This is a genomic window from Aureimonas mangrovi (assembly GCF_014058705.1).
GTDB classification, from domain to species: Bacteria; Pseudomonadota; Alphaproteobacteria; order Rhizobiales; family Rhizobiaceae; genus Aureimonas; species Aureimonas mangrovi.
On record NZ_CP059692.1, the window covers coordinates 1,844,381 to 1,867,029 of the forward strand.

Consider the following 22,649-nt stretch of genomic DNA (forward strand, 5'->3'; position numbering starts at 1 on the left):
GAAGGGGCGTTCTTCGAAAGATCGCCTCCCGCCTCCGTAAACTTCAACTGATCAGTCGCGAAGCACGAAGGCGTCGCTCACGCCTGCGTTCCAGAGCGCACGCAGGGCATCGTCCGTCTCGACGCCGGCCGAAACGACGAGCGACAGGCCCGCCCCCTCGCCTGCGCCGGCCTCGACAAGCGTTCCGCGCGTCTCGGCCACGGCATGGATGCGCAGCAGAAGATCGAGATCCTCGACCGGTCCGATCGCGATCTCCTCGCGTGCCGGCCCGCGGGTTTCGGACAGCTCGGCCAGCGCCTTGAAGGCGCCGGTCTGCGCCTGCGCAGGTGCGTAGGAAAGCGAGAAGTCACGCAGGGTTGGCATCGGCACGTCACTCACGGGATACAGTGAGCCTGTCGCCGGCTGCCGCGGCGCGAGACCGTCCGAGATGGCGCTCGACGCGCCGATCTGTCGGACGCCGGGAAGCGGCGTGGAACCGTTGAACGAGGCGAGCGTCTGCGCGGGCGAATCGTTGCTGGCTATCATCACGCCCGACGGCAGGCCGTCGTTGATCGGGCTCGCTCCACCCGGCCGGAAAGACGCCATCAACATCGGCCCGTCATCGCCTTCGAGCGGCGCGCGCCCGACATACTCGACCTTCACGTCAGCGACACCGTCGTTCTTGAAATCGAGCACTTCGGCGGCACGTTCGGAGAGATCGACGACGCGGCCATGCGCATAGGGCCCGCGATCGTTGACGCGCACCATGATCGAATGGCCGTTCGCCTCGTTCGTCACGCGTGCATAAGACGGCAGCGGAAAGGTGGGGTGTGCGGCCGACAGATGGTACATATCGTAGATTTCCCCGTTCGCCGTCAGGCGCCCGTGGAAATTCGAGCCGTACCAGGATGCTTTGCCGGAGCGGACATAACCCGGCTCTTCCTTCGGATAGTACCATTTCCCGCGGACCTGATAGGGCTTGCCCACCTGCTCGCGCCCGCCGCCGCGCGGCACGCGCTTCAGATCGGTCACGCGCGGGCTTGCGGCAACGCCGTATTCCGCCTCTGAGAAGATCGGAGATTGGTCGAGAACGGCCAGTTCGTCATCACCACCATGCGTGGACGAACTGGACTGGCAACCGGCGAGGGCAAGGCTGGTGGCAAGAAAGGCGCAAAGCCCACTCGTCCGGCGCGCTGCCGGTCCGATCGCCAAGTCCATCCTGCTGTCCCCTTCGCATATTTCGCAGTCCAGGGGAACGGCCCCTCACCGTCCACCCCTCACCGAAAAATATTACCAACAGGTTAGGCGAGAGATCAACCTTCCAACGGAAAGCCGGCGTCTAACGCGCTGTTCGGCCGCGTAAAATAATAGTCGGCGTGGTGGAACCTTTTCACGAGTGGCGCGATTTGCAGACAATCGCACCGCATTAATCGATTCATATCCCGTCGATCATATGTTGCCCGCCGATCTTGAGGGATCGCGCTCAACTGAGGATACTGTGCCGTGAAGCTCGCCATCAATCGCCGAAACGCGACCGTCGCCAGCGCGCTCGCGTTTGCCATCGGCCTGATGTTCCGCGAAGACTTGGAAGCGATCGCACTCCCCGCGAATCCCGCGGCGGTGGAGGATGCTATCGTTCTTGCCAATGCTGGCCTTCCGGGTCAGCTCGACGATGGCTCCACACTTGAGCACGTCGAGCGCGAAGGAGACAGGGTGATCTACCTGCAGCGGCGCCTTCCCGGCTTCTCCGACCACGAAGCCTATGCGCGCGTTGCTTCGTCGCGTTGTGCAGACTGGCGCGCTCATCTGCGTTCCGGCGCGGTCGACGTCGTTGAAACACGCTATCAGGGCGACGGAACAACCTCTTCCTTCTACATGCGCCGTGCCGAGTGCAGCTAAGCTGACGCAGCGCAGGTGACGTAGGGGGACGGCGCGGACGTCACCGGGCTTTCACGAGCCGATGCTAGCCATCCGGTGCATCCGAGGAGCACCGGCACATGACCCAGGCGCAATCGCTCGAACACACCGGCGCTTCCGGCAACCGCATCCCGCAGTGGCTTGCCGTTTTCGTCCTGATCTATCTCCTGATCAGCGCGGTCGGCCTGATTGGCGATGGATTCAAGGGCGCGACCGGGGGGCAGGCCGAAGTGCTCTTCGCCTTCGCGACCAACCCTTATGTCGGGCTCGTCATCGGCATCGTCGCGACTGCGTTGATCCAATCATCCTCGACCGTCACCTCGCTAATCGTCGGCATGGTCGCAGGCGGGCTGCCGGTGGCGATCGCCGTGCCGATGGTGATGGGGTCGAATGTCGGCACCACTGTAACGAACACGCTGGTCAGCCTTGGCCACATGCGCAGCCGTGAAGAATTTCGCCGGGCCTTCGCAGCGGCCACCGTTCACGACTTCTTCAACCTTCTCGCGGTCCTCATCTTTCTGCCGCTCGAGATCATGTTCGGTCTCCTAGAGCGCTGCGCGGGCGCGATCGCGGGCTTCTTCGTCGGCGATGCGGATCTTTCGCTGTCGGACGTCAACTTCGTCAGCGCGGCGACGGACCCGCTCGTCAATCTCCTGACCGCGGTGGCCGGGGTGTTCCCGGGCGTCTACGCAGGGGTCGCGATGATCGTCATCGGGCTGGCACTGATCTTCTTAGCAATCACCTATATTGGCAAGCTTCTGAAGGTGCTGATGGTAGGCAAGGCGCGCGAGATCATGCATCGCGCCATCGGCAAGGGGCCGATCACCGGCATCTTCTCCGGAACCCTCGTTACGGTCTTCGTGCAGTCTTCCTCGACGACAACGAGCCTGATGGTACCGCTCGCAGGGTCCGGCGCCTTCTCGCTTCGGCAGATCTACCCGTTCATGCTTGGCGCTAATATCGGCACGACGATCACCGCCCTTCTGGCGGCGACGGCGATCAGCGGAGCGCAGGCCGCCCATGCGATGCAGATCGCGCTGGTCCACACCCTCTTCAACGTCTTCGCAGTCATCGCCATCTTCGGATTGCCTTTCCTTCGCAATCTGCCGATCCTCGGAGCGGAGACGCTCGGCGCTCTTGCGGCCGAGCGGAAGATCTATGCGGCGGCCTGGATCCTGGGTGTATTTCTCGTCCTGCCCCTCGCCCTCGTCGCGCTGACGACCCTTTTCTAGAGGAAGGCACCCATGTCCGACGACCTCACCCGCGTCTCCAAGGCCGAACTCACTGCGATCCTCGATGAGGCGGAGGAGCAGATCGCCGCCATCCGCTCCGAAATCACGCGTCGTGAGCAGATGCGGCAGCACAACGCGCTTGATGAACTGGAACTGCCGATCAAGCGCACCGCCGTCGACTGGACGCAGGTTCGTGCCTTCTTCCAGGAAGTGCTCTCCGAACTGCGGGCGCGCGCCGGCTGACCGGACCCATTTTCCGCCCGGGAAGAGACAGGCTTTTCCCGCGCCCCGCAGGAGACGACTGGTGACCACCATGGACGATTCATCGAACGGAGCAGCGGCCTGGCTGCGAGCGGAGATCGAGGATACGCTCGACGAGGAGTACGAGCTGGAGCTGAGTGACTCCATCCTCTCGTCCGAACTCTCGCGCATCTACGACAAGGCACACCCGGAAACGCTCGGTCGGCAGACCTACTTCAAGGAGCTGATCCGGCTGCAGTCGGAGCTCATAAAGCTGCAGGACTGGGTGGCGAGCACCGGACAGAAGATCGTGATCCTCTTCGAAGGGCGCGATTCCGCTGGCAAGGGCGGTGTCATCAAACGCATCACCCAGCGCCTCAACCCGCGCATCGTGCGCGTCGTCGCCCTGCCTGCCCCGAGCGATCGTGAAAAGACCCAGTGGTACTTTCAGCGCTACGTCTCGAACCTGCCGGCGGGCGGAGAAATCGTTCTCTTCGATCGATCCTGGTACAATCGCGCTGGCGTGGAGCGCGTGATGGGGTTTGCCGAGCCCGATCAGGTCGAGGACTTCTTTCGCGATGTTCCGGAGTTCGAGCGAATGCTGCTCCGCTCGGGCATCCGCCTTCTCAAATACTGGTTCTCGATCACCGACGAGGAGCAGCAAATGCGCTTCATGATGCGCATCCGCGATCCGATGAAGCAGTGGAAGCTCTCGCCGATGGACCTCCAGTCGCGCGTGCGCTGGGAACAATACACCAAGGCGAAGGAAGAGATGTTCGCACGAACGAGCATACCGGAAGCTCCTTGGTACATCGTCGAGGGCAACGACAAGAAGCGCGCGCGTTTGAACTGCATCGATCACCTGCTCGGCCAGATCCCCTATGAACCGGTCGCGCATGAGGAGATCACTCTGCCGAACCGCGTCTTCAATCCCGAGTACGAGCGCGCGACCCTTCCGAAAGAGCTCTACGTTCCGCAGAAGTACTGAGCTCGGTCCCGTCAGGCCGGGAGGGGGATATGCTCCTCCCGGTCGTCGACTGGCAGGTCGAAGCGGCCCTCGCCCCATCTTTCGGCCCGCCATTCCTCCTTCGCCGCCTCGATGCGCTCCTTCGAGGACGCGACGAAGTTCCACCAGATGTAGCGGGGGCCGTTCAGCGTGGCGCCGCCGAGGATCATGATCCGCGCCCCGTGCGCTGAGGCCGCGACGGTGATCTTGTCGCCTGGGCGGAAGACCATCATCTGCGGCGCCGAATATTCCTGCCCGGCGATCGAGATCGAGCCTTCGACGATGTAGATGCCGCGGTCCTCGTGATCGTCCGGCAGCGGCAGTCGGGCGCCGGCCTCCAGCTTCACGTCGGCATAGAAGGTTTCTGACAACATTCTGGCCGGCGCGCTTTGTCCGTAGGCGTTGCCGAGGATCAGGCGAAGCGAGATGCCGCCGTCCTCGATCATCGGAAGCGTGTCCTTGCCGTGATGCTCGAAGCTGGGCGCAACGTCCTCGTGGGTCTCTGGAAGCGCAAGCCAGGTCTGGATGCCGAACAGGCTGTTCGGACCTTTTCGCGCCTCCGCAGACGTGCGCTCGGAATGCGTGACGCCGCGTCCGGCGACCATCCAGTTCAGCGCCCCCGGACGGATCGTCTGGTCTGCACCGGTGCTGTCGCGGTGGTGGAAGTCACCGCGGAACAGATAGGTGACGGTTCCGAGGCCGATATGGGGGTGCGGCCTGACGTCGATCCCCTGCCCCGTCAGAAGTTCGGCCGGCCCGGCCTGATCGAAGAAGATGAACGGGCCGACCATCTGGCGCTTGGGCGCTGGCAGGGCACGGCGCACCTCGAAGCCGCCGATGTCCCGTGAGCGCGGGACGATGAGCGTCTCGATCGCGTCGACGCCCACTTCGTCCGGGCAGCCCGGTTCCATCGCAGGGTTCCAGCTCATGCGCGCTCTCCTCTTCCGTCGGGCCGGTGACGATTGCTCCCGTCATCGGATGATGCGTATCGGACGCCCGCTGCCGCCACTAGCGCTGCGCAGCGCCGAGCTGTGTTGCGGTTTCGGGAACGGGGTGTTCTTCGGCCTCGCCGCCCTCACGGGATGCGGGCCGACCTTCATCGCTCGAGCCCCCACAGGTCCGGGTTCTTCTCGAAGGATTCGATCAGCATGTCGATGAGGATCCGCACCTTGCGCGCGGTGTGCTGGCCAGGCGGGCGGACCACATAGGCCGCGCCCGCGACCACCGGGAACTGCGGCATCACCGGGACGAGAGTGCCGGCCAAAATGTGCGCGTGCGTCAGGCAATCCGGGAGGCGAGCGATGCCGAGGCCGGCGGCTGCCGCGCCCACAAGCGCGGTGCCGTTGTCCGCCTTGAATCGTCCCTGCGGCTGCAGGCTGACGGCCTTGTCTCCGTCCATCAGATGCCAGATTTCCCCCATCTGCATCACGGCCTGATGGTCGGCGATGTCCGCCAGCGTCTCGGGAGAACCGTGCGCCGCAATGTAGCCGGGGCTCGCGACGAGCCTGCCCGTGATCGGCCCGACGCGCCGCGCGACGAGGTTGGAATCCTGGAGATAACCGACGCGGATCGCGCAATCGAAGCCTTCCGCGATCAGATCGACGAAGCGGTCACCATAGGCCGTGTGTATGTGCAAATGGGGGTGGTGCGTCGCCATTTCGGCCAGGACGGGTGCGAAGTGCGTTGGACCTAGCGACAGCGGCACAGCGACGCGAAGACGGCCGCGAAGCTCGCCCTCCGGCATGATCGTCTCTCTCGCCAGCTCGATCTCGGAACCGATCCGTGCAGCGTGATCGCGGAACGCTGACCCCGCCTCCGTGAGCGCGGCCCCGCGGGTGGTGCGGGCAAGGAGCTGGACGCCGAGCTCGGCCTCGAGCCGGAAAAGCCGCCGGCTGACGATCGACTTGGAGATGCCGAGCCGGCGCGCGGCCGCCGAGACGCCTCCTGCGTCGGCCACTTCGACGAAGGTCTGCAAGTCCTCGATATCCAAGCGCGGTGTTCCCAGTTTCGCGACACAGCTGGTCGGACCGAAGCGCTAGCCGATACGTGCTCGCCTGGCAATGTTGCCGCGGGGCCGTGCCTTGGATGGCGCGTCTCGAAGATCAACGATCCTTTTCCCGATCACAGCAGAGACCCTGACCATGACCTTTCGCAACGGCCTCGACTCCCTTCTTCGCCCCGAGGATTCCGTCCTCGTCCTCATCGACCATCAGCCCTATCAGCTCGCCAACCTGAACAGCCACGATCCGCATATGGTGGTGAACAACTCCGCAGGCCTGGCAAAGCTCGCCAAGGCCTTTAATGTGCCGACGATTCTGACCAGCGTGGTCGCCGCGCAGGGCGGGGTGATCTTCCCGCACATCACCGACGTCTTCCCGGATCAGGAGGTCATCGACCGGACCTTCATCAACACCTGGGAAGACAAGAAGGTCGTCGACGCCGTCAAGGCCACGGGGCGCAAGCAGCTGATCATCGCCGGCCTCTGGACCGAGGTCTGCGTCGCCATGCCTGTGATCCAGGCGCTCGGCGAAGGCTGGGACGTGACGGTGATCACCGACGCGAGCGGCGGCGTCTCAGTAGAGGGTCACGAAGTGGCCATCCAGCGGATGATCGCGGCGGGCGCGAACATGATGACCTTCGTAGCGCTGATGGGTGAATGGCAGCGTGACTGGGCGCGCACGGCGACGGTCGCCGCGCTCTCCGAAATTGCCAAGTATCACACCGCCGGCAGCGGGATCGCCGGCATCTGGGAGCATCAGCTCCTGAACACGCCGGTCGGAGCCGTCGGGCCCTCCGGCCACTGATCCCGATCGCGATGGCGCGAACCGACCGGGCAAGGCCATGGCCGGTCGGTTCGTGTGCCGCGATGACTTTACCAACACCGCCGTCCCCCTGCCCAGGAACAAGATCATGTCGGACAGTCGCTTTCCCGTCGGCCAGGAGATGGACGTCACCTATCCTGCCTTCAAGGTGAGCCTGACGCTCCTGTCGACCGACAGGCTGCGCTTCGAAATCAAGGAAGGGCCGTTCGCGCGCATCGAGACGGTCGACATCGAGGTCTCGTCCCTCGGCAACGGAATCTTCGCGGTGAGCTGGCAGGAGAAGGACGGGGCCACTGTCGTCAACATTCAGGACTTCGACCGCGGCACGGTCCGCTCCTTCGCCACGCTGCGCGGCGGCCAGTTCCTGCGCATGCATGGCACCTTCGTGGTCACCAGGCCCGCCGACGATGTGTCCGACGACCGTCCGCGCCGCAACAAGGGCCTGGTGCTCGACGCGATGACGTCGCTGTTCCGGCACCATGACGCTGCCTCTGTCGAACGGCTCTACGCGCCTGGCTACATCCAGCACAATCCCGATATCGCACAGGGGCGCGACGCGCTGCGGGCGATCGTCGAACGCCTGCCGGCGGATGTTCACTACGAACCGGGCATGATGATTGCGGAGGGCGACCTCGTCGCCATCCACGGGCGCATCCGCGGCTGGTCGGATGCGCCGCAGGTCGTGGTCGACATCTTCCGGATCGAGAATGGCCGTCTGGCCGAGCACTGGGACGTCCTGCAGAACGAGATGCCTGCCGGGGCGGGAACAGTTGCAATGTTCGATCCGCAGGAAGGCATGCGGGGCGCCAGGCCGAGCGAAATCTGAGGACGCGAGCCCGCAGGGCGCTGCGTAGCTCGCGAGCTACGCAGCGCCCTGCGGGCTCGCGGCGAGGAATCTTGACGAGGACACATCATGGAAATCGGCATCGACAGCTTCGCCGCCATCCTCCCCGATCCGGCGACGGGTAAGCACCCGGCGGCGGTCGAACGAATGGCTCATCTCCTGGATGAGGTGGAGACTGCCGACAGGGTGGGCCTCGACGTCTTCGGCATTGGTGAGCACCACCGCGCCGAGTTTCTCGATTCCGCGCCTGCGGTCATTCTCGCCGCGGCCGCCGCCCGCACCGAGACGATCCGCCTGACGAGCGCGGTGACCGTGCTGAGCGCGGCCGATCCCGTGCGCGTCTTCCAGGAGTTCGCGACGCTTGACCTGATCTCCAAGGGGCGAGCGGAGATGGTCGTCGGCCGCGGCTCTTTCGTCGAGGCCTTCCCCTTGTTCGGCCTCGACACACGCGACTACGACGCCCTTTTCGCCGAGAAGCTCGACCTTCTCCTCGCGCTCGGCGAAACGGACCACCCGCGCTGGGAGGGGCGCTTCCGGCCGGCGCTCGCCGGGGCCGGCGTCTTTCCGCGTCCCCATCAGGCGAAGCTGCCGGTCTGGCTCGGCGTCGGCGGCACGCCGCAGTCCTTCGCCCGCGCCGGCGTTCTTGGGCTGCCCCTGATGGTCGCGATCATCGGCGGGACCTTCGAGCGCTTTCGCCCGCTCGTGGATCTTTACCGCGAGGCCGGTGCGCGAGCGGGCCATGCCCCGGAGGCGCTGAAGGTGGGCATCCATGCGATGGGCTTCGTCGGCGAAAGCGACCTCGCTGCACGCGACGCCTTCTTTCCCGGCTGGGCCCATCTGACGACGACTGTCGGACGCGAGCGCGGCTGGAGCGCGCCCACCCGTCAGCAGTTCGACGCGATGGCGGGCCCCGAGGGCGCCTTCCTGATCGGCGAGCCGAAAACGGTGGCGGAAAAGCTGCTCGAGGCCAGCGAATCGCTCGGTGGCATCCAGCGTGTCACCTTCCAGATGAGCACCGCCTCCCTCGAGACGGCTGCCATGAAGCGCTCGATCGAACTCCTCGGCATGGAAGCGGCACCGATCATCCGTGCTGCGAACGAGGTGGTTTGAGATAGCAGCCCTATGCCCGCACTGCGCACGTCGGCTAAAGGAGACCATGACGTGGGTGGCAAGCGTAACGCTCTTGGCGGAAGGGGTGGGATTCGAACCCACGGTGGGCTTGCACCCACGGCGGTTTTCAAGACCGCTGCCTTAAACCACTCGGCCACCCTTCCTCGCCGACCGCTTAGCCGAGCCGCGCGGGCTCGGCAAGCGAGCCCGAGGTCACACCGTCAGGATCGAGACGCCCGTGGTGCGCCGACCTTCGAGGTCGTCGTGGGCGCGTCGCGCCTCTGCCAGCGGATAGCGCTGGTCGATACGGATCTTCACCGCTCCGGAAAGCACGACATCGAACAACGCCTTCGCGGAAGCTTCCTGCTCCTCCGGGGTCGCGTTGTAGCCGAAGAGGCTCGGACGCGTGGCGAAAAGCGAGCCCTTCTGGTTGAGAAGCGCCAGCTCGAAATTCTCGATCGTTCCGGAGGACTGCCCGAAGGACACGAACAGGCCCTGCCGCCGAAGGCAATCAAGGCTTTTGGGGAACGTGTCGCGGCCGACCGAATCGTAGACGACATCGCATTTGCGCCCGCCGGTGATGGCGGCGACACGCTCGGCGAAATCCTCCGTCCGATAGTTGATCGCGTGATCGCAGCCGTGTGCCAGCGCAAGCTCGCATTTCTCGGGCGAACCCGCCGTTCCGATCACGGTCGCGCCAAGATGCTTTGCCCACTGACACGCGATCAGGCCGACACCGCCGGCCGCCGCGTGGAAGAGGATCGTCGTGTCAGCCCCGACCGCGAAGGTCCGGCGCAGGAGATACTCCGCCGTCATGCCCTTCAGCATGATCGCCGCCGCCAGTTCCTCGTCGAGGTCGTCCGGCAACGGAACGGCCCAGGCGGCATCCACCAGCACCTCCTCGGCATAGGTGCCGGCGGCGTTGCTGTACGCGACGCGGTCACCGACCTTTCGGTCGTTCACTCCCTCGCCCACCGCCACGACCTCGCCGGCGCCTTCCTTGCCCGGCACGAAGGGAAAGCGCGGTGCCTTGTAGGTGCCGTCGCGAAAATAGACGTCGATGAAGTTGAGCCCGGCGGCCTTCTGCCTGACGCGGATCTGCCCGGGGCCGGGCGCGCCGGGGTCGATATCGGTCCATTCCAGAACGTCGGACCCGCCGACGGCCTTCACCAGCATTGCCTTGGTCAAATTCTCTCTCCCTCGTTCCGATCGGTCAGGCGATCCAGCGCCTGCAGGACGACGCCGACGAGGAGCAGGTAGAGGGACGTCACCACGATGCCAGCCGTCACGATCGGTGAAGGTGCGAAGGCGGAGGCGAGCGAGACGAGGCCGAGGACGCTCCACAGCGCGAAGACGGCGAGATTGATCGGGCGCAGCCGCTCGACGCGGACCGGATGCAGGAACTTCAGCGGTGCGAAGGTGGTGATCGCGCAGAAGACCACGACCAGAAGCGCAGCGGTGCTGCCGGGCTGCGTCGCGAAGAGCGCGAACACCACCATGTTCCACGTCACGGGAAAGCCGCGGAAGAAGTTGTCCTTCGTCTTCATGCGCGTGTCGGCGTAGTACACGGCGCTGGTGACGACGATCAGCGCTGCCGCGACGAAGGCGAGCGGCCCCTCGATGATGCCGGCCTCGTAAAGCGCGTAGGCCGGGATGAGCACGTAGGTCGCATAGTCGATCACCGCGTCCAGCGTGTCGCCGGACCAATGCGGCAGGCGCCGACCCACGTCCAGTCGCCGGGCCAGCGGACCATCAATGCCGTCCACGAACAAGGCGAAGCCGAGCCACAGGAACATCGCGACCCAGCGCCCCTCGCCCGCCGCGATCAGGGCCATGAAGGCCCAGAAGGCGCCGCTGGCGGTCAACAGATGGACGCTGAACGCCCTCCACTCTTCGGTCTTTTCGGTCAACGTCGCCTGCGATCTTCTCATTCGATACGCGATACTATGGCGCCTTGCCGGCCATTGTCATCGCCTCGGGGCAACGTATCTGCTTCAATCCAAGGGGAAAAAGGCTATGAGCGGCCGGTATGCAGGGCGAGCGAAGGAAAATGGCGTGAAACGGGAGATCGTCGTCGTCGGAGGGGGCCTCGCAGGTCATGCCGCAGCGTTGGGGTTCGCGCGCGCGGGCTTCGATACACTGCTTCTGGCGCCGGAGCCGCCGGCCGATTCGCGTACGACGGCGTTGATCGGCCCCTCGCTGGACATCCTGGACGAACTCGGCGTCTGGCCTGTCCTGCGCCAGAAGGCACAGGACCTGTGCGTGATGCGTCTCGTCGACGATACGGGCCGCCTCCTGCGCGCTCCGACCGCCGAGTTCCGCGCGAGCGAGATCGGCCTTCACGCCTTCGGGGCGAATGTCGCCAACAGCGATCTCCTCGCCGCGCTGCGCGGCGCCGGCGGCCGCGACGCAGGGCTGGAGACCCTCCCGGATACGCTGGAAACGCTCGAGCCGAAGGGGGGATGCGTGCGCCTTCGCACGCGTGGCGGAACGATCATCGAGGCGGCGCTGGTGGTAGGCGCCGACGGGCGGCGATCCACCGTTCGCGATCAGGCGGGCATCGGGCAGCGCCGGTGGTCGTATCCTCAAGGCGCCGTCGTTCTCAACATGCGGCATGAGGGCGACCATGGCGCTACCTCCACCGAGTTCCATACACGACATGGCCCTTTTACTCAGGTGCCCCTGCCCGGCCGACGGTCCTCATTGGTATGGGTCGATGAGCCGCGCGTCATGGAACTGCTGCCGGACCTCGAACCCGAACGCCTGTCGCGCCTGGTCGAAGAGAGGATGCATTCGATCCTCGGCAGGATCGAGATTGAGCCCGGTATCCAGTCGTTTCCGATGTCTGGCGGACATGCGCACATGCTCGCCGCGTCACGGGTCGCACTTGTCGGCGAGGCCGCGCATCATTTTCCACCGATTGGCGCCCAGGGGCTCAATCTCGGCCTCCGCGACGCGGCGGCGATCGTGGAGGCGGCGAGCGGACATCGGGACGACCCTGGGGCGGACACCGTTCTTGCCGCGTACCGTGCCGCGCGACGGATCGACGTGACCACGCGCAGCAATGGGATCGATCTTCTGAACCGTTCGCTTCTCGCCGATTTCCTGCCCTCGCAATGGGCGCGCGCGGCCGGGCTTTCGGCGCTGACGGCGGTTGGCCCGCTCCGTCGCTTCGCGATGCGCGAAGGCGTCTCGCCCGGCAGCGGGCTGCGAGCACTGCTCCCGGCGGTATTGCAGGGAGATCGCGGCCGGGCTCTCCAGCGTGAGCGTTGAGGGCGCGCGTGTCTTCGATCAGGAAATTCTTTCCGATCTGTCGGTCGATGCTGTAGGTCGTTGAAATCGGGGACGCCCGCAAAGGGCGCTCCGTTCGAAACCCTCGTCGTTCAAGGGGCCGGACCTTTGCATTCCATGACCGCCGCGCAGACCGTACAGACCGCCCGGTTCTCGATCGGCCAGATCGTCCGTCACCGCCTGTTCCCGTTCCGCGGCGTCATCTTCGATGTCGATCCGGAGTTCGACAACACCGAGGAATGGTATCTCTCGATCCCCGAGGAAGCACGGCCGCGCAAGGACCAGCCATTCTACCATCTCCTCGCTGAGAATGCCGAGAACGAGTATGTCGCATACGTCTCGGAGCAGAACCTCGTCCTTGACGAAAACAGCGGTCCGGTCTCGCATCCGCAGGTGAGCGAAATGTTCGAAGGCCCTTTCGACGGCGTCTACCGCCTGAGGGAGAGCCGTCGGCACTGAGCAGTTGTCGGGCGGAAAATTCCCTCGCAGAAGCATGCGTTGCGAGTTGAGTTCGCGCGGACTGCCGACTATAGAGAGCGTGTCGGAGCGTAGCGCAGCCTGGTAGCGCACCTGAATGGGGTTCAGGGGGTCGGAGGTTCGAATCCTCTCGCTCCGACCAATCATAAGCCATTGTTAACGCTGGCTTCCAGCGAAAAAGGCTTGCCTGGGCGAGCCTCGCGCGGAAGGACTTTCGACCCTGTTTTGTCCCTGATGCGCACGGGTCGTCGTCGCACGGCGCCCGTGCAGATCGGTCTCTATCATCATCGTCGAGGCGTCGCCGACCCCGCACCGACCAATCTGAGGCGCGGCGTCAGCCGGCGATTCGCCTGACCCAAGACGCAACGCTTTCCTGAAGGGCTTCCATACTGATCAGACGCTCGCGAATTCTCGTCGCCGACAGCTTGGCCGCATCGTTTGCAGGCATCGGCGACCAGTAGAGCGCGGAGGTGACGAGGTCGGTCCAGTCGTAGAATAGGGACAACGACAACCCGAACCCGTCCGCCCACCGGGCGAGAGCTTCGGCGTCCAGCCGCTCCTGCCTCGATGCGACCATGACGTACGCAGCATCCGTCACCCCCATGTCGACGGCCTTCTTCCCGAAGATCTGGACGTCGTTGAAGGAGACTGGCTTGTCCTTGACCTCGATCGCCTTGTACGGCCGACCGTCAGCCAGCACGCAGACGTCTCCGGGCTTGTCACGTGACGGATCGTTGATGCGCCCAGAGATCACGCTGGCGTGCCCGAACGTCGCGTCGAACAAGCCTGCGACACATGCCTGGGCTCGCTTGCCACCCTCCGAGTTCTCGCCGACGAAGGCGACGATCGCCGCGGCAAGCGAGGTCGGCGTGACATGCAGCTCGCCGGCGTGCTCCGTGTAGCGAGGCTGATATCGACGTCGGACTGTCACGAAGGCTCGGAGCGCATTCCGGCTTTCGTCCGCGCTCATGGCCTTCAATTCCTCCACGAGGCCGCGGAGATAGTCGAACGCCGGACGGCCGGCCTGCGATATCGGTGTGGCGTCGCCGAGGTACGTCATTCGAAAGTACGGCTGGTTGTTGAGCGGCTGCGCGCCCGTCACGCCGATGTGGATCCCGACGTCGGCGGCAACCGGCACGAGCACGTGCTCGGAAAGCGTCCGTGCTGAGAAGGCGAATGGCGCATCGGCAGCGTGCTTCGGCTTTATCCATACGAGGTCCGCACGCGCATCGACCGATTTGGCGAGCAGTGCCGTCCCGAGAAAGGCGATATGCGTCCGGATGTTTCCAACCTCGCAAAGTCTGGATAACTCCTCAATGCGGCCGATCCACCTCTCGTCACCCGAGTCCCGATCCGATAGCTCTGCTTGATCGCGCAGCACGCGCTCGGCAGCCTGTCTGTCGATACGAATCATGCTGGCCACCCTGCCCGACTGTTCGGAGGCAAGAGTGGTTCTTCATGGTTAACGAACCCTCACCAGGAGGTCGGCACGGCGAATGTTCAAGACGATCAGTCTCTACAGCGGTATCGGCGGCCTCGACTTCGGCTTCGAGGAAGCCGGCTTCGAAACCCGCGTCGCCGTCGAACTCGATCGGTTCGCCTGCCGGACGATGCGGCTCAACCGGTCGGCCTGGAGTGTGATCGAAGGCGACATCAACGACGTCACGTCCGAGACCATCCTTGAGAAGGCCGGGCTAGAGGTCGGCGAAGCCGACATGCTGATCGGCGGGCCTCCTTGCCAGCCATTCTCGAAGAGCGGCTACTGGGTGCGCGGAGACACGCTCCGTCTCGACGACCCCCGCTCGAACACCCTCGCCGCCTACGTCCGCGTCCTTCGCGAGACAAAGCCGAAGGCCTTCCTCCTGGAGAACGTCGGTGGTCTCGCCTACGAGGGAAAGGACGAGGGGCTCCAGCTGCTTCTCGACGGCATCCGCCAGGTGAACGTCGAAACCGGGACGAACTATCAGCCGACATGGCGGGTCATCAGATGCGTCGAGTACGGCGTCCCGCAGATCCGCGAGCGCGTTTTCATCATCGCGTCGCGAGACGGACGGCAGTTCCGCTTCCCGGAGCCCACGCACGCTTCGTCGAAGGCCCCGGCCCGCGACCTGTTCGCGCCCGCGATGCTGCCCTTCAAGACGGCCTGGGACGCGTTCGGCGACCTGCCGGAGCCGAACGACCTGGAAGGTCTACGAGTCGGGGGGAAATGGGGCGATCTCCTTCCGTCGATCCCGGAGGGCGAGAATTACCTCTGGCACACGCCACGCGGTGGCGGCATGCCGCTCTTCGGATGGCGGACGCGCTACTGGAGCTTCCTTCTGAAGCTATCGAAGCGGATGCCGTCATGGACGCTCCAGGCGCAGCCGGGCTCGGCGATCGGTCCCTTCCACTGGAACAGCCGCAAGCTGACTTTCCAGGAGATGTGCCGGATACAGACCTTCCCGGATGACCTGCGCGTGGACGTCGGGCGCACCGAGATGCAGCGGATGCTCGGCAATGCAGTCCCATCCCTAATCGCGGAGATCCTGGCCCGGTCCATCCGTACGCAGATCTTCGAGACGCCGATCGACACGCCACTCCGGTTGATGCCGCCGAGGCGCACGCCGGTCGCTCCGGCTGTAAAATTGGCGCCGGTACCCGAGGAGTATCTGGGCATGGTCGGCGACCACGCACCGCATCCTGGGACTGGGAAAGGCCGCGCTGCGCTCGGTCTGCCGACGGCGTTCGACACGAAGGCACGCAGGCAGGCGTAGACTTCTGTCGACGTTCCGTGGTGGTGGATCACCCTCAGTTCGGCATCCGTTCCAGGATTGCAGCCTGAAATTGATCAGCGATAATCAGAAGCAGATTTGACACGAGGTCAGTGTGCTTGGCCACGTCCATAGCTGAAAGGTCAGGCTGGTCACCGTGTGCTATTTGATGCCTCCAAGCGACGATCTCCCGGTCGATCTTCAAACGATGGCGTTGGAGAGGCCCGAGGTCGAAGCTGAGGATGTGGTAGTTCCCCGTCAGCTTCTCAAAATCGAGGTTCGACCGGGCGAGGACCACGTCGAAGCTGAAGCAGCCGTAGTCCTCGTCGACTAGGGACTTCATTTTTTCGATGAACGCCCGGCGTGCGTCACGGGAGTTATGCTTATCGTGAAGTGACTGGAAGCTCGCTGTGAATGCTCCCGCGAGCATCATCCAGTCCTTGTCCCGCATCCTCCCACCTCGCTCCTTCAGGAAGCCTGCGTAGGAGCGAACACAGTCGTTGTAGAAGCCCTCCCAGTGGGCGTAGCTGAGGACGACGACGGCTTTAGAGCCGACCCCCATTGGATCTGCTCCTACCGAGAAACGGTGCTTGATCTCGGATAGCTCGCGGGCCCGACGAGACCGGTTATCGTCGATCTCGTCGAAGAACCGGTCGACGTCAGGCATTGGGCGCGATCTTGCACGTCGTCGGTCTTCCACGGCGCCGCATGGACAGGCCACCAGTGCGGCGGCGTGATGCCGAGAACAAGAGCCCGGCGCCAGAGGAACAAGATGTCGAACGAGCTGATGCAGTGGCCGACGAGCGTCGGCGTGACCTTGAACTCCTCCCGAAGGCGATCGAGTTCGCCGAAGAGCCCGGCGATCAAAGCGCGCTCCACGGCCTCATCGTAGCCGTGCTGCCCGGCACTGGTCGCGGCGACGACCGGCCCGCCGCCGATGGCCCAGGCGATGCTCGCGACCAGACCGTAGCCACCGTCGAGGGCCGTCTTCGCCACCGCCTCGGCAACGGCGGCGGGGCGCTCCTCGGCTTCCCACCTCGCGATCGTCTCAGCCTTCTTCATCGTGGCAGGCGGACGAACCGACGCCTCGATGTCGGCAATGACGTCCGGGTTCGCTGTGGGGAGCGTCTCGATGTCGAAGAAGATGTGCGTCGCAGGGATCATCGAGCAGTCTCCTCCTCCCCGACGATCTCGTCGAACTCGAGGATGCTCTCGGCCTGATCGCAGTCGTCGCAACCGACACTGAACGATCCGCCGTCGTACCGATATGAAAGCGTACGCTTGAGCGCTCGACCGCAGAACCGGCATTCACCGCGATAAATGAACATTGTAGGCTCCTCTTCAGGCCGCGAAGGCGGCGGTGGCAGTGTCGTTGAAAAGCTGACCCTGCCGCGTCTCGCGGACGAGGCGTTCGCAGGCGATCTCGAAGAAGGTCGGATCGATCTCGATGCCTACAAAGCGGCGGCCAGCGCGGTGCGCGGCGATCGCCATCGTCCCCGAGCCGACGAACGGATCGACAACGAGATCGCAGGCATCCGTCAGGCGCTCGACGAGCCATTCTGCGTGTTTGAGCGGACGCGGACACGGATGGCCGACCCTCTTCGCGGACGGCTGCGCTGCGATGGCGCGCCCCGCCATCAGCTTGCGGTTCCGCTGCCAGTAGGGGTGTTCCCCATAGACGTAAGCGACGTCGTTCCCGATCATCACGCGCCCGACAGGCGACGGAATGGCGTACGGCATGTCGATCTGCCGGATGAAAGGCAGACCCTCAGGCACGTGCCGGAGCATCCTAGGGTCGCTGTCCGTCCGCATGACGACGACGAGGCGGCGCGGATCGATGAGGGCAAACATCGTCTCCGCGAATAGATCATCGGGACGGTCGCTGCCGGGGATCAGACCCGCCGGAACATTCGGCCAGACTGGGTCGGTCAGGTAGACCGCGCCGGCCGGCAGCGTCGGCAGGACGTCACGGCAGTCATCAAGGTACAGCGTGGTGGTGCCGTGGGTGAAGGTGTGCATTCGCGGCCTCTTCGCCTGTGAGACATCCGCCTGGCCTACGACGCCGGTACGGGAACATGTTTGGTTTCAGTTCTGGCCGCTTCAGCGGCCTATCTCGATGCTCTCCGGTCGCTGCCGTAGGAGTTGATCGTCCGCGCTTCGATCCCGCGGCGAGCGAGAAACGCCACCGCCACGTCCTCCTTCAGGCCGTATCGCCGGGCGATCCGACGAACGGTCGCGCCCTCGCGAGCCATGGCGAGGATGTTTTCCCGGACAGCGTGCGGGATCGAACGGTCGCCGAGAGCCTCGATGTTGTGAAGTTTCGTCCAGACAGCCGGCACCGAGCGCCCGACTGCGGCGGCGATTTCCGGCACCTTCACGCCCGACAGAAGAGGCGACGCGCCATCGTCACTTCACTCTCTGTCCTGCGTCCGTGATGTTCTCTGCCAGTTCCCATGGTCGCGCGACATGCCCTTCGAATCACTGTTGCTTCTAAATGTGATTCCCAAGTGCACGCTCGTCAAGCGCGAAATCTTTCTTGGTAAACGTGGAAACGTGCGCTTTGTGACTTTCATCTCTCGCCCACATCTTTCCGTCCGGAGTTCGGAGGAGTTTTTCTTATGAATTTCACATTAATTATTTAACCGGACGTGGTCCGGCCAGCGACGGAGTGCGACATGCGAAGGATTTTTAAAGCGATCGGACGGGCCCTCCGGCGGGCGTTCCGGGCCATGCGGCGGTCGGCCCAATCGGTCGGCGCGTTCGGCGTCGGCTTGGTCGATGGCCTGTTTTCCGGGCCGGCGGTGATGGAAGAGGACGACGGTCCCCTCGATGATTACGTGGAGGACCACGAAGCGGAAGCGGCGCTGGAGACACCCCGCCCCCTGCCGTCGGTCTGTATCGCGTCGCTGATCAAGCGGGCTTGCGAATACAGGGCGGCGGGTCGTCCTGCGGCACCCTTATTCGATATCAGCGACGCACGGCAGACGGAAGCTCTCGCCTATGTCGTCGAGATCGATGAAGTGCATCGCCGGCTTCTGGCCAACGCTCCGGTCGCGTCGATCGCCCGGCACATCGACAAGTCGGATCCTTATCGGCTGGGCCGCCTGCCGATCTACGAAGCGCTCCCGGTCAACGCGACAACGCCGGCGACCGCAACGGCGCCGGCGAATGAGAACTCACGGATCTCGATGATGGAAGCTGAGGACGCCCTCGACCTCATGGGGGACGAGCCTCAGACGTTCAGGTTTGGGTGAACGCGCTTCACGATCCGACGAGCAGCCGCGAGTTCTTCCTTAAGCTCGCGGTTCTCTGCTTCGAGAAGGCTGCAGCGGGTCTGCTCGGCACGGTACGCCGCCACCAGTCTGTCGACCGTCGCCTGGGGTGTGAACCGGATACGGCGCACCTGGCGGGCAACGGGACGCCGACCGCCCCCGGACGCGACGTTCGCGATCCCCTGGGCGATCGCGACAGCGGCATGCGTCGCGATCAGGGTCGGGATCAATGCGATCTGAGCGATCATCTGTCTGGCCTCATCGCTGGTGAATTATGTGCATCTAAGGAACACACAATGAGCAACCTGTCAACAATGAGGCCTCGGCAGCGGAGGCGTTTCCGGTCGGATGATGAACGCCGGGTGAAAGACGCCGAGCGGGCCGCGAGGTGGCGTCAGGAAAACCGAGCTCGCGTGCCTCCGACCATCGCGAACCGGGTTCTGACTGACGCGGCACTGCTCTGTATCCGTCCGAACGCACCCAGTGGGATGGAGCTGATGAAGGCAATATCCGACGCCGCAGTAGATGGCCTGATCCTTGCTGGTTTTTCGAAGGTCGAAGCGGTTCGGGCGATCGGCAGGCGGATCGAAGCCTTCCAGGATTCGAAGAGTTCCGAGGTGAAACAGGCCGCAAAGAACCGGAAACTTGGCCGCCCGCCGCAAGGCTTCTTCACGCTTGAGAGGCGGACGCTGTCACAGCCAAACTGACGGCAACGCCCCCGTTACTCCATCAGACGTTATCACGCGGCGAACCCTCGCGATCGTCCAAGATTGTGAGGGTTCTTTTTCGCATATCCCCCGCCGCGATCTTGCGCACATAATGTGCGCGAACTGCCTATAGGAGTGGCCATAGCGGGGTAATGGGCATGCGGATCGACCAACAGACGTTTGCGGAAAAACTCTATGGTCCCCTCAATCTGACTGGGATCGACACGGACGTAGGCGACGGCCGGCGCGTCGTCCGTATCGAGATCGCTCCGGTCGGTGACGGAGTCGGCGCGCACGTGGGCGTTGTCTGCGCTGACGGGCGCGCCGAGCACACGTTGGCATTCCGAGACTTCGACGGTGACGGCCGGGACAGGAGGCTCGACGAGCAGCTGGAGCAGCACCTGGACCGCTATTTCGGTGTCGATCGCATCTACTGGAAGCGTTGGGTCCCGCTTATCCATGCGATCCGCCGAGTCGATCCGAAGAGCGAGAGGCGCAGGGACGAACTCACGGTCATGAAGCGCCATGACGACGAGGTCTTCTCCGCCCGCCTTGCTCACACCGAGAAGCTGCGCAGGCTCATCGACATGTGCGGACTCTCACAGGCCGAAGCGGCAGGCGTTCTCGGGATCTCGCACAACACGATGCGTCAGCGTCTCACCGGTCACCGGCCCTCGCCCGATCCCGCCGCCGAGGTCAGGTTGTTTCTCGAAATCTGGGAAAAAATCGAGGGCCTCCAGCTCGAGGGCCTCCCCGATGGCGCCCGGAAGCGGGCCGAGATCTTGGCTTACGCCCGGACGACGGCCATCCGGTAGATCACCGTCGCGGACGATCCCAAGCGTCGTCAGGAAGCGTCAGGACAGAGGGTTCTGGTGTCTCATACAGGAACGACGGCACCGTTGGCGCAGGACCGCGGGGCTTCGACTGAGTGATCTCTTCGGTCACCGGAGCTGCTGCCTTCTTCTCGACCATCTCGACATCGCTCTCCTCGACGACCTCGAAATACCCATAGTTCGGCTGAGAGAACGTCATCTCGGAGTGTGATGCGGCAGCAGCCTGTTCGACGCTTCGATTCATCGCCTCGAGTTGTGCTGCAGATCGGCTTTCGCTCGATTGCGCTCCGCACGTACGGCCCGACGACGGGAGTTGTTCTCGTCGCGCTGTACCGATTTCTTCGCTGCTCTCCATTCCTCTCGGCTTTCCGCCAACTGGCGAGCTTTCTCGGCTTCGATCTCGAGCGAACGCCGATAGTCAGCCATCCTGTCCTCAACGAAACCCTGGGGCGGCGGTGACAGTTCGACGACGGCCGGCGCTCGCTTGCGCCGATGGCCCTCGAGGCGAGCTACACGCGTTTCAGACGCAAGGCGCTCGATGCGGGAGTAACGAAGCAGGCGTCGAGTGAACTCGTCCGTCAGGTCTGGATCCCACATCTCTTCTGTCACGAAGAGGAGGCACGCCCGGTCGACGCCGAAACTGTCGATCGCAGCGCGAAGGCCAGGACCGCGATATCGGCGCTCATTGAACCGGGCGGACAACGGGACGAGACCGCCCTTCCCTTCTAGGAAAAGCATCTCGTCGATCGCAATATCGAACGCCGTCGAGAGGTCTATCAGTCCGGAAAGCTTCGGGCCGTAGAGTCCCCTGACTTTCGCCCATGTGCTGAGTTTGACACGTAGCTCAGGAACGTCAGGACGGGCAACGAACAGCCGGTCATCGGACGTCAAATTATCTCGCCCGTCGTCCGTGATCCGTCTCGACCGGAGCCGGGAAAGGTCCGGAAGCTGGGTCTCGATGCGGAAGATCACGCGGTCGAGGAAGGCGCCGTCGTCGCCTCTCCATTTCATCGAGATCGTGAACTCGCCGGCGCTCTCGGCGAAGTCGCGAGATGCCGCTTTCAGAACGGCATTCTCGACCTGTCCTCGGATCGACCCCGTCTTCTGAAGGCGAAGGGAGGTTAATTCCGCGATCTCTTCGAAACCCATCGAGAGATCGATCGATCGGGGCTTCTTCGACCACCCGATCCGGTCGGTCAGGTGTCGGAAGAGGCAGATCGTCGGCGCGCCCTTGAAGGCCCGCATCCGCCCGAGATCGAGGTGGATCCACGGGACCCGTCGGACGCCGTCGTCGTAGGAAGACATACGGCGAGTGCGGTCCCGGCGGACGTAAAATCGAAGGTAGGGACAGAGATCGAACGCCAACACGCCGTTCGTGATCGCCCAACGACGAAGGGGCGTCAGCGTCAGTGGTGCATCTGAAGGCGCCAGATCGGCAGGAGTCGTGACGCGGATGGGATCGAGAGCGATCAGAGCTTTGTAATGAGGATGATCGAGGTAGCGTCGGGCGCTCTCCCCCATGCGATAGCGAGGAGCGCTGGCAGGAGCGCCACCTGTGCGTATGCCGGCTCGCTGCGGGAGAGCTGGGATACCCGCTCTAGATACTTCCGAGCGGCTTTCGGCGATTGGCTGGTCGTATCCGGGGCGAATTGGCGCCATTGTCTTCGCCCAAGCGCCCATTGGGACGCGGTCGAGAGCCATTTTCGTGCGCGTCAGGCGGTCGAGAGAAGCCTTCAGGTCTTTTTCGAGCGTCCCGAACGGAAGTAGACTGAGGACTGCCGAAACGGGAACGGAATGCAGTGGACGCCCTCCGCGGGGATCCGACTGACCGCACACGGCGATCAGGATCTCGAGGGTAAGATGATCTCGGTTCGAGAGAGAGCGGAGAGATCCCGTCGGGCCGGTGTAACCGATGAAGCGCGCATTCTGGACGTACGATCGGGGACGGACGGTATGGATCATCGCGTCAGGCGCGATCACTGTCAGATCGAAGCGATCTGTCGCCGTGAAAAGTTCTGTCTGTCGTGCGTCGGTCATCGTGGAACCCCCTCGTCTCAAAACCATATGCTGAGATGGTCGGTAAGGCGGAAGAGCGATCCTCGATTATTTCCTACACTGGACGATCTGTAGGCCCTACCATGCAAGGCGGTCAGAGCCTCTTAATAGTAA

At 64.0% G+C, this 22,649-nt stretch carries 26 protein-coding genes and 2 tRNA genes; 14 read left to right on the top strand and 14 right to left on the bottom strand.

Features of this window, described 5'->3' with window-relative positions; translation table 11 throughout:
• Positions 1-51: 51 nt before the first annotated feature.
• Complete coding sequence (locus tag H1343_RS08700; protein ID WP_185982545.1) at positions 52-1,197, bottom strand: septal ring lytic transglycosylase RlpA family protein; 1,146 nt, start codon at positions 1,195-1,197, stop codon at positions 52-54.
• A gap of 285 nt (positions 1,198-1,482) precedes the next feature.
• Here H1343_RS08700 and H1343_RS08705 point away from each other — a divergent pair, with 285 nt between their 5' ends.
• The 4 genes from H1343_RS08705 (at position 1,483) to ppk2 (ending at position 4,356) form a co-directional block, all read left to right on the top strand.
• A complete protein-coding gene (locus H1343_RS08705; RefSeq protein WP_185982546.1) occupies positions 1,483-1,878 on the top strand; it encodes a hypothetical protein in 396 nt (131 codons plus the stop codon).
• A 98-nt stretch (positions 1,879-1,976) separates the two neighbouring features.
• Entirely contained in the window at positions 1,977-3,128 is a 1,152-nt protein-coding gene (locus H1343_RS08710) for a Na/Pi symporter (protein ID WP_185982547.1), read from the top strand.
• Positions 3,129-3,140: 12 nt separating this feature from the next.
• Positions 3,141-3,371 (top strand): hypothetical protein, encoded by a 231-nt coding sequence (locus H1343_RS08715; protein ID WP_185982548.1) that lies wholly within the window; start codon positions 3,141-3,143, stop codon positions 3,369-3,371.
• A 70-nt stretch (positions 3,372-3,441) separates the two neighbouring features.
• The gene (gene ppk2, locus H1343_RS08720) at positions 3,442-4,356 is read left to right on the top strand and encodes a polyphosphate kinase 2 (protein WP_185985575.1); all 915 of its coding nucleotides are present in this window, start codon (positions 3,442-3,444) and stop codon (positions 4,354-4,356) included.
• 11 nt (positions 4,357-4,367) lie between these two features.
• Here the strand turns inward: ppk2 and H1343_RS08725 are convergent, their stop codons facing one another.
• Together H1343_RS08725 and H1343_RS08730 are read right to left on the bottom strand one after the other, a co-directional pair.
• Positions 4,368-5,303 (bottom strand): pirin family protein, encoded by a 936-nt coding sequence (locus H1343_RS08725; RefSeq protein WP_185982549.1) that lies wholly within the window; start codon positions 5,301-5,303, stop codon positions 4,368-4,370.
• Positions 5,304-5,470: 167 nt separating this feature from the next.
• On the bottom strand, positions 5,471-6,364 hold the full coding sequence (locus H1343_RS08730) for a LysR family transcriptional regulator (protein ID WP_185982550.1): 894 nt from the start codon (positions 6,362-6,364) through the stop codon (positions 5,471-5,473).
• A gap of 151 nt (positions 6,365-6,515) precedes the next feature.
• Between H1343_RS08730 and H1343_RS08735 the strand changes: the two genes are divergently transcribed.
• The 3 genes from H1343_RS08735 (at position 6,516) to H1343_RS08745 (ending at position 9,150) form a co-directional block, all read left to right on the top strand.
• Positions 6,516-7,178, top strand: coding sequence for a hydrolase (locus tag H1343_RS08735; RefSeq protein WP_185982551.1), 663 nt, complete (start codon positions 6,516-6,518; stop codon positions 7,176-7,178).
• Between the two features lie 106 nt (positions 7,179-7,284).
• Entirely contained in the window at positions 7,285-8,022 is a 738-nt protein-coding gene (locus tag H1343_RS16880; protein WP_210270017.1) for a nuclear transport factor 2 family protein, read from the top strand.
• Between the two features lie 87 nt (positions 8,023-8,109).
• Complete coding sequence (locus tag H1343_RS08745) at positions 8,110-9,150, top strand: Atu2307/SP_0267 family LLM class monooxygenase (protein ID WP_185982552.1); 1,041 nt, start codon at positions 8,110-8,112, stop codon at positions 9,148-9,150.
• Between the two features lie 74 nt (positions 9,151-9,224).
• Here H1343_RS08745 and H1343_RS08750 read toward each other — a convergent pair.
• The 3 genes from H1343_RS08750 to H1343_RS08760 form a co-directional block, all read right to left on the bottom strand.
• A tRNA-Ser gene (locus H1343_RS08750) sits at positions 9,225-9,314 on the bottom strand.
• Positions 9,315-9,363: 49 nt separating this feature from the next.
• Positions 9,364-10,338 (bottom strand): quinone oxidoreductase family protein, encoded by a 975-nt coding sequence (locus tag H1343_RS08755; RefSeq protein ID WP_185982553.1) that lies wholly within the window; start codon positions 10,336-10,338, stop codon positions 9,364-9,366.
• Positions 10,335-11,015, bottom strand: a complete 681-nt coding sequence (locus H1343_RS08760) for a CDP-alcohol phosphatidyltransferase family protein (protein WP_343048866.1) — start codon at positions 11,013-11,015, stop codon at positions 10,335-10,337. The genes H1343_RS08755 and H1343_RS08760 overlap by 4 nt, the downstream gene beginning before the upstream one ends.
• A gap of 151 nt (positions 11,016-11,166) precedes the next feature.
• On the opposite strand from H1343_RS08760, the gene H1343_RS08765 reads away from it, so the two are divergent.
• From H1343_RS08765 to H1343_RS08775, 3 genes are all read left to right on the top strand, one after another.
• Positions 11,167-12,423: a UbiH/UbiF family hydroxylase gene (locus H1343_RS08765; RefSeq protein ID WP_425484656.1), complete on the top strand. Its 1,257-nt coding sequence runs from the start codon at positions 11,167-11,169 to the stop codon at positions 12,421-12,423.
• 135 nt (positions 12,424-12,558) lie between these two features.
• Positions 12,559-12,900: a heat shock protein HspQ gene (gene hspQ / locus H1343_RS08770; RefSeq protein ID WP_185982556.1), complete on the top strand. Its 342-nt coding sequence runs from the start codon at positions 12,559-12,561 to the stop codon at positions 12,898-12,900.
• An 83-nt stretch (positions 12,901-12,983) separates the two neighbouring features.
• A tRNA-Pro gene (locus tag H1343_RS08775) sits at positions 12,984-13,060 on the top strand.
• A 192-nt stretch (positions 13,061-13,252) separates the two neighbouring features.
• On the opposite strand, the gene H1343_RS08780 is transcribed toward H1343_RS08775, so the two are convergent.
• Entirely contained in the window at positions 13,253-14,332 is a 1,080-nt protein-coding gene (locus H1343_RS08780) for a restriction endonuclease, SacI family (protein ID WP_185982557.1), read from the bottom strand.
• 82 nt (positions 14,333-14,414) lie between these two features.
• Between H1343_RS08780 and H1343_RS08785 the strand changes: the two genes are divergently transcribed.
• Positions 14,415-15,671 (top strand): DNA cytosine methyltransferase, encoded by a 1,257-nt coding sequence (locus tag H1343_RS08785; protein WP_185982558.1) that lies wholly within the window; start codon positions 14,415-14,417, stop codon positions 15,669-15,671.
• 34 nt (positions 15,672-15,705) lie between these two features.
• Here H1343_RS08785 and H1343_RS08790 read toward each other — a convergent pair whose 3' ends face one another.
• From H1343_RS08790 to H1343_RS08805, 4 genes are all read right to left on the bottom strand, one after another.
• The gene (locus tag H1343_RS08790) at positions 15,706-16,335 is read right to left on the bottom strand and encodes an MAE_28990/MAE_18760 family HEPN-like nuclease (protein ID WP_185982559.1); all 630 of its coding nucleotides are present in this window, start codon (positions 16,333-16,335) and stop codon (positions 15,706-15,708) included.
• On the bottom strand, positions 16,242-16,832 hold the full coding sequence (locus H1343_RS08795) for a 3'-5' exonuclease family protein (protein WP_185982560.1): 591 nt from the start codon (positions 16,830-16,832) through the stop codon (positions 16,242-16,244). The genes H1343_RS08790 and H1343_RS08795 overlap by 94 nt, the downstream gene beginning before the upstream one ends.
• A 177-nt stretch (positions 16,833-17,009) precedes the next feature.
• Positions 17,010-17,687: a DNA methyltransferase gene (locus H1343_RS08800; protein ID WP_185982561.1), complete on the bottom strand. Its 678-nt coding sequence runs from the start codon at positions 17,685-17,687 to the stop codon at positions 17,010-17,012.
• Positions 17,688-17,776: 89 nt separating this feature from the next.
• Positions 17,777-18,040, bottom strand: a complete 264-nt coding sequence (locus H1343_RS08805; protein ID WP_185982562.1) for a hypothetical protein — start codon at positions 18,038-18,040, stop codon at positions 17,777-17,779.
• Positions 18,041-18,343: 303 nt separating this feature from the next.
• Here H1343_RS08805 and H1343_RS08810 point away from each other — a divergent pair, with 303 nt between their 5' ends.
• Entirely contained in the window at positions 18,344-18,922 is a 579-nt protein-coding gene (locus H1343_RS08810; protein ID WP_185982563.1) for a hypothetical protein, read from the top strand.
• On the opposite strand, the gene H1343_RS08815 is transcribed toward H1343_RS08810, so the two are convergent.
• Positions 18,901-19,188, bottom strand: a complete 288-nt coding sequence (locus tag H1343_RS08815) for a hypothetical protein (protein ID WP_185982564.1) — start codon at positions 19,186-19,188, stop codon at positions 18,901-18,903. The two genes, H1343_RS08810 and H1343_RS08815, sit on opposite strands and share 22 nt — an antisense overlap.
• Positions 19,189-19,428: 240 nt before the next feature.
• Between H1343_RS08815 and H1343_RS08820 the strand changes: the two genes are divergently transcribed.
• On the top strand, positions 19,429-19,647 hold the full coding sequence (locus tag H1343_RS08820) for a hypothetical protein (RefSeq protein WP_185982565.1): 219 nt from the start codon (positions 19,429-19,431) through the stop codon (positions 19,645-19,647).
• 158 nt (positions 19,648-19,805) lie between these two features.
• Complete coding sequence (locus tag H1343_RS08825) at positions 19,806-20,462, top strand: helix-turn-helix domain-containing protein (protein WP_185982566.1); 657 nt, start codon at positions 19,806-19,808, stop codon at positions 20,460-20,462.
• Between the two features lies 1 nt (position 20,463).
• Here the strand turns inward: H1343_RS08825 and H1343_RS08830 are convergent, their stop codons facing one another.
• Together H1343_RS08830 and H1343_RS08835 are read right to left on the bottom strand one after the other, a co-directional pair.
• Positions 20,464-20,724: a hypothetical protein gene (locus H1343_RS08830; RefSeq protein WP_185982567.1), complete on the bottom strand. Its 261-nt coding sequence runs from the start codon at positions 20,722-20,724 to the stop codon at positions 20,464-20,466.
• Positions 20,721-22,517 carry a hypothetical protein gene (locus H1343_RS08835; protein ID WP_185982568.1) on the bottom strand — a complete coding sequence of 599 codons (1,797 nt, stop codon included), beginning with the start codon at positions 22,515-22,517 and terminating at the stop codon, positions 20,721-20,723. Before H1343_RS08835 ends, H1343_RS08830 begins: the two co-directional genes overlap by 4 nt.
• Positions 22,518-22,649: the final 132 nt, after the last annotated feature.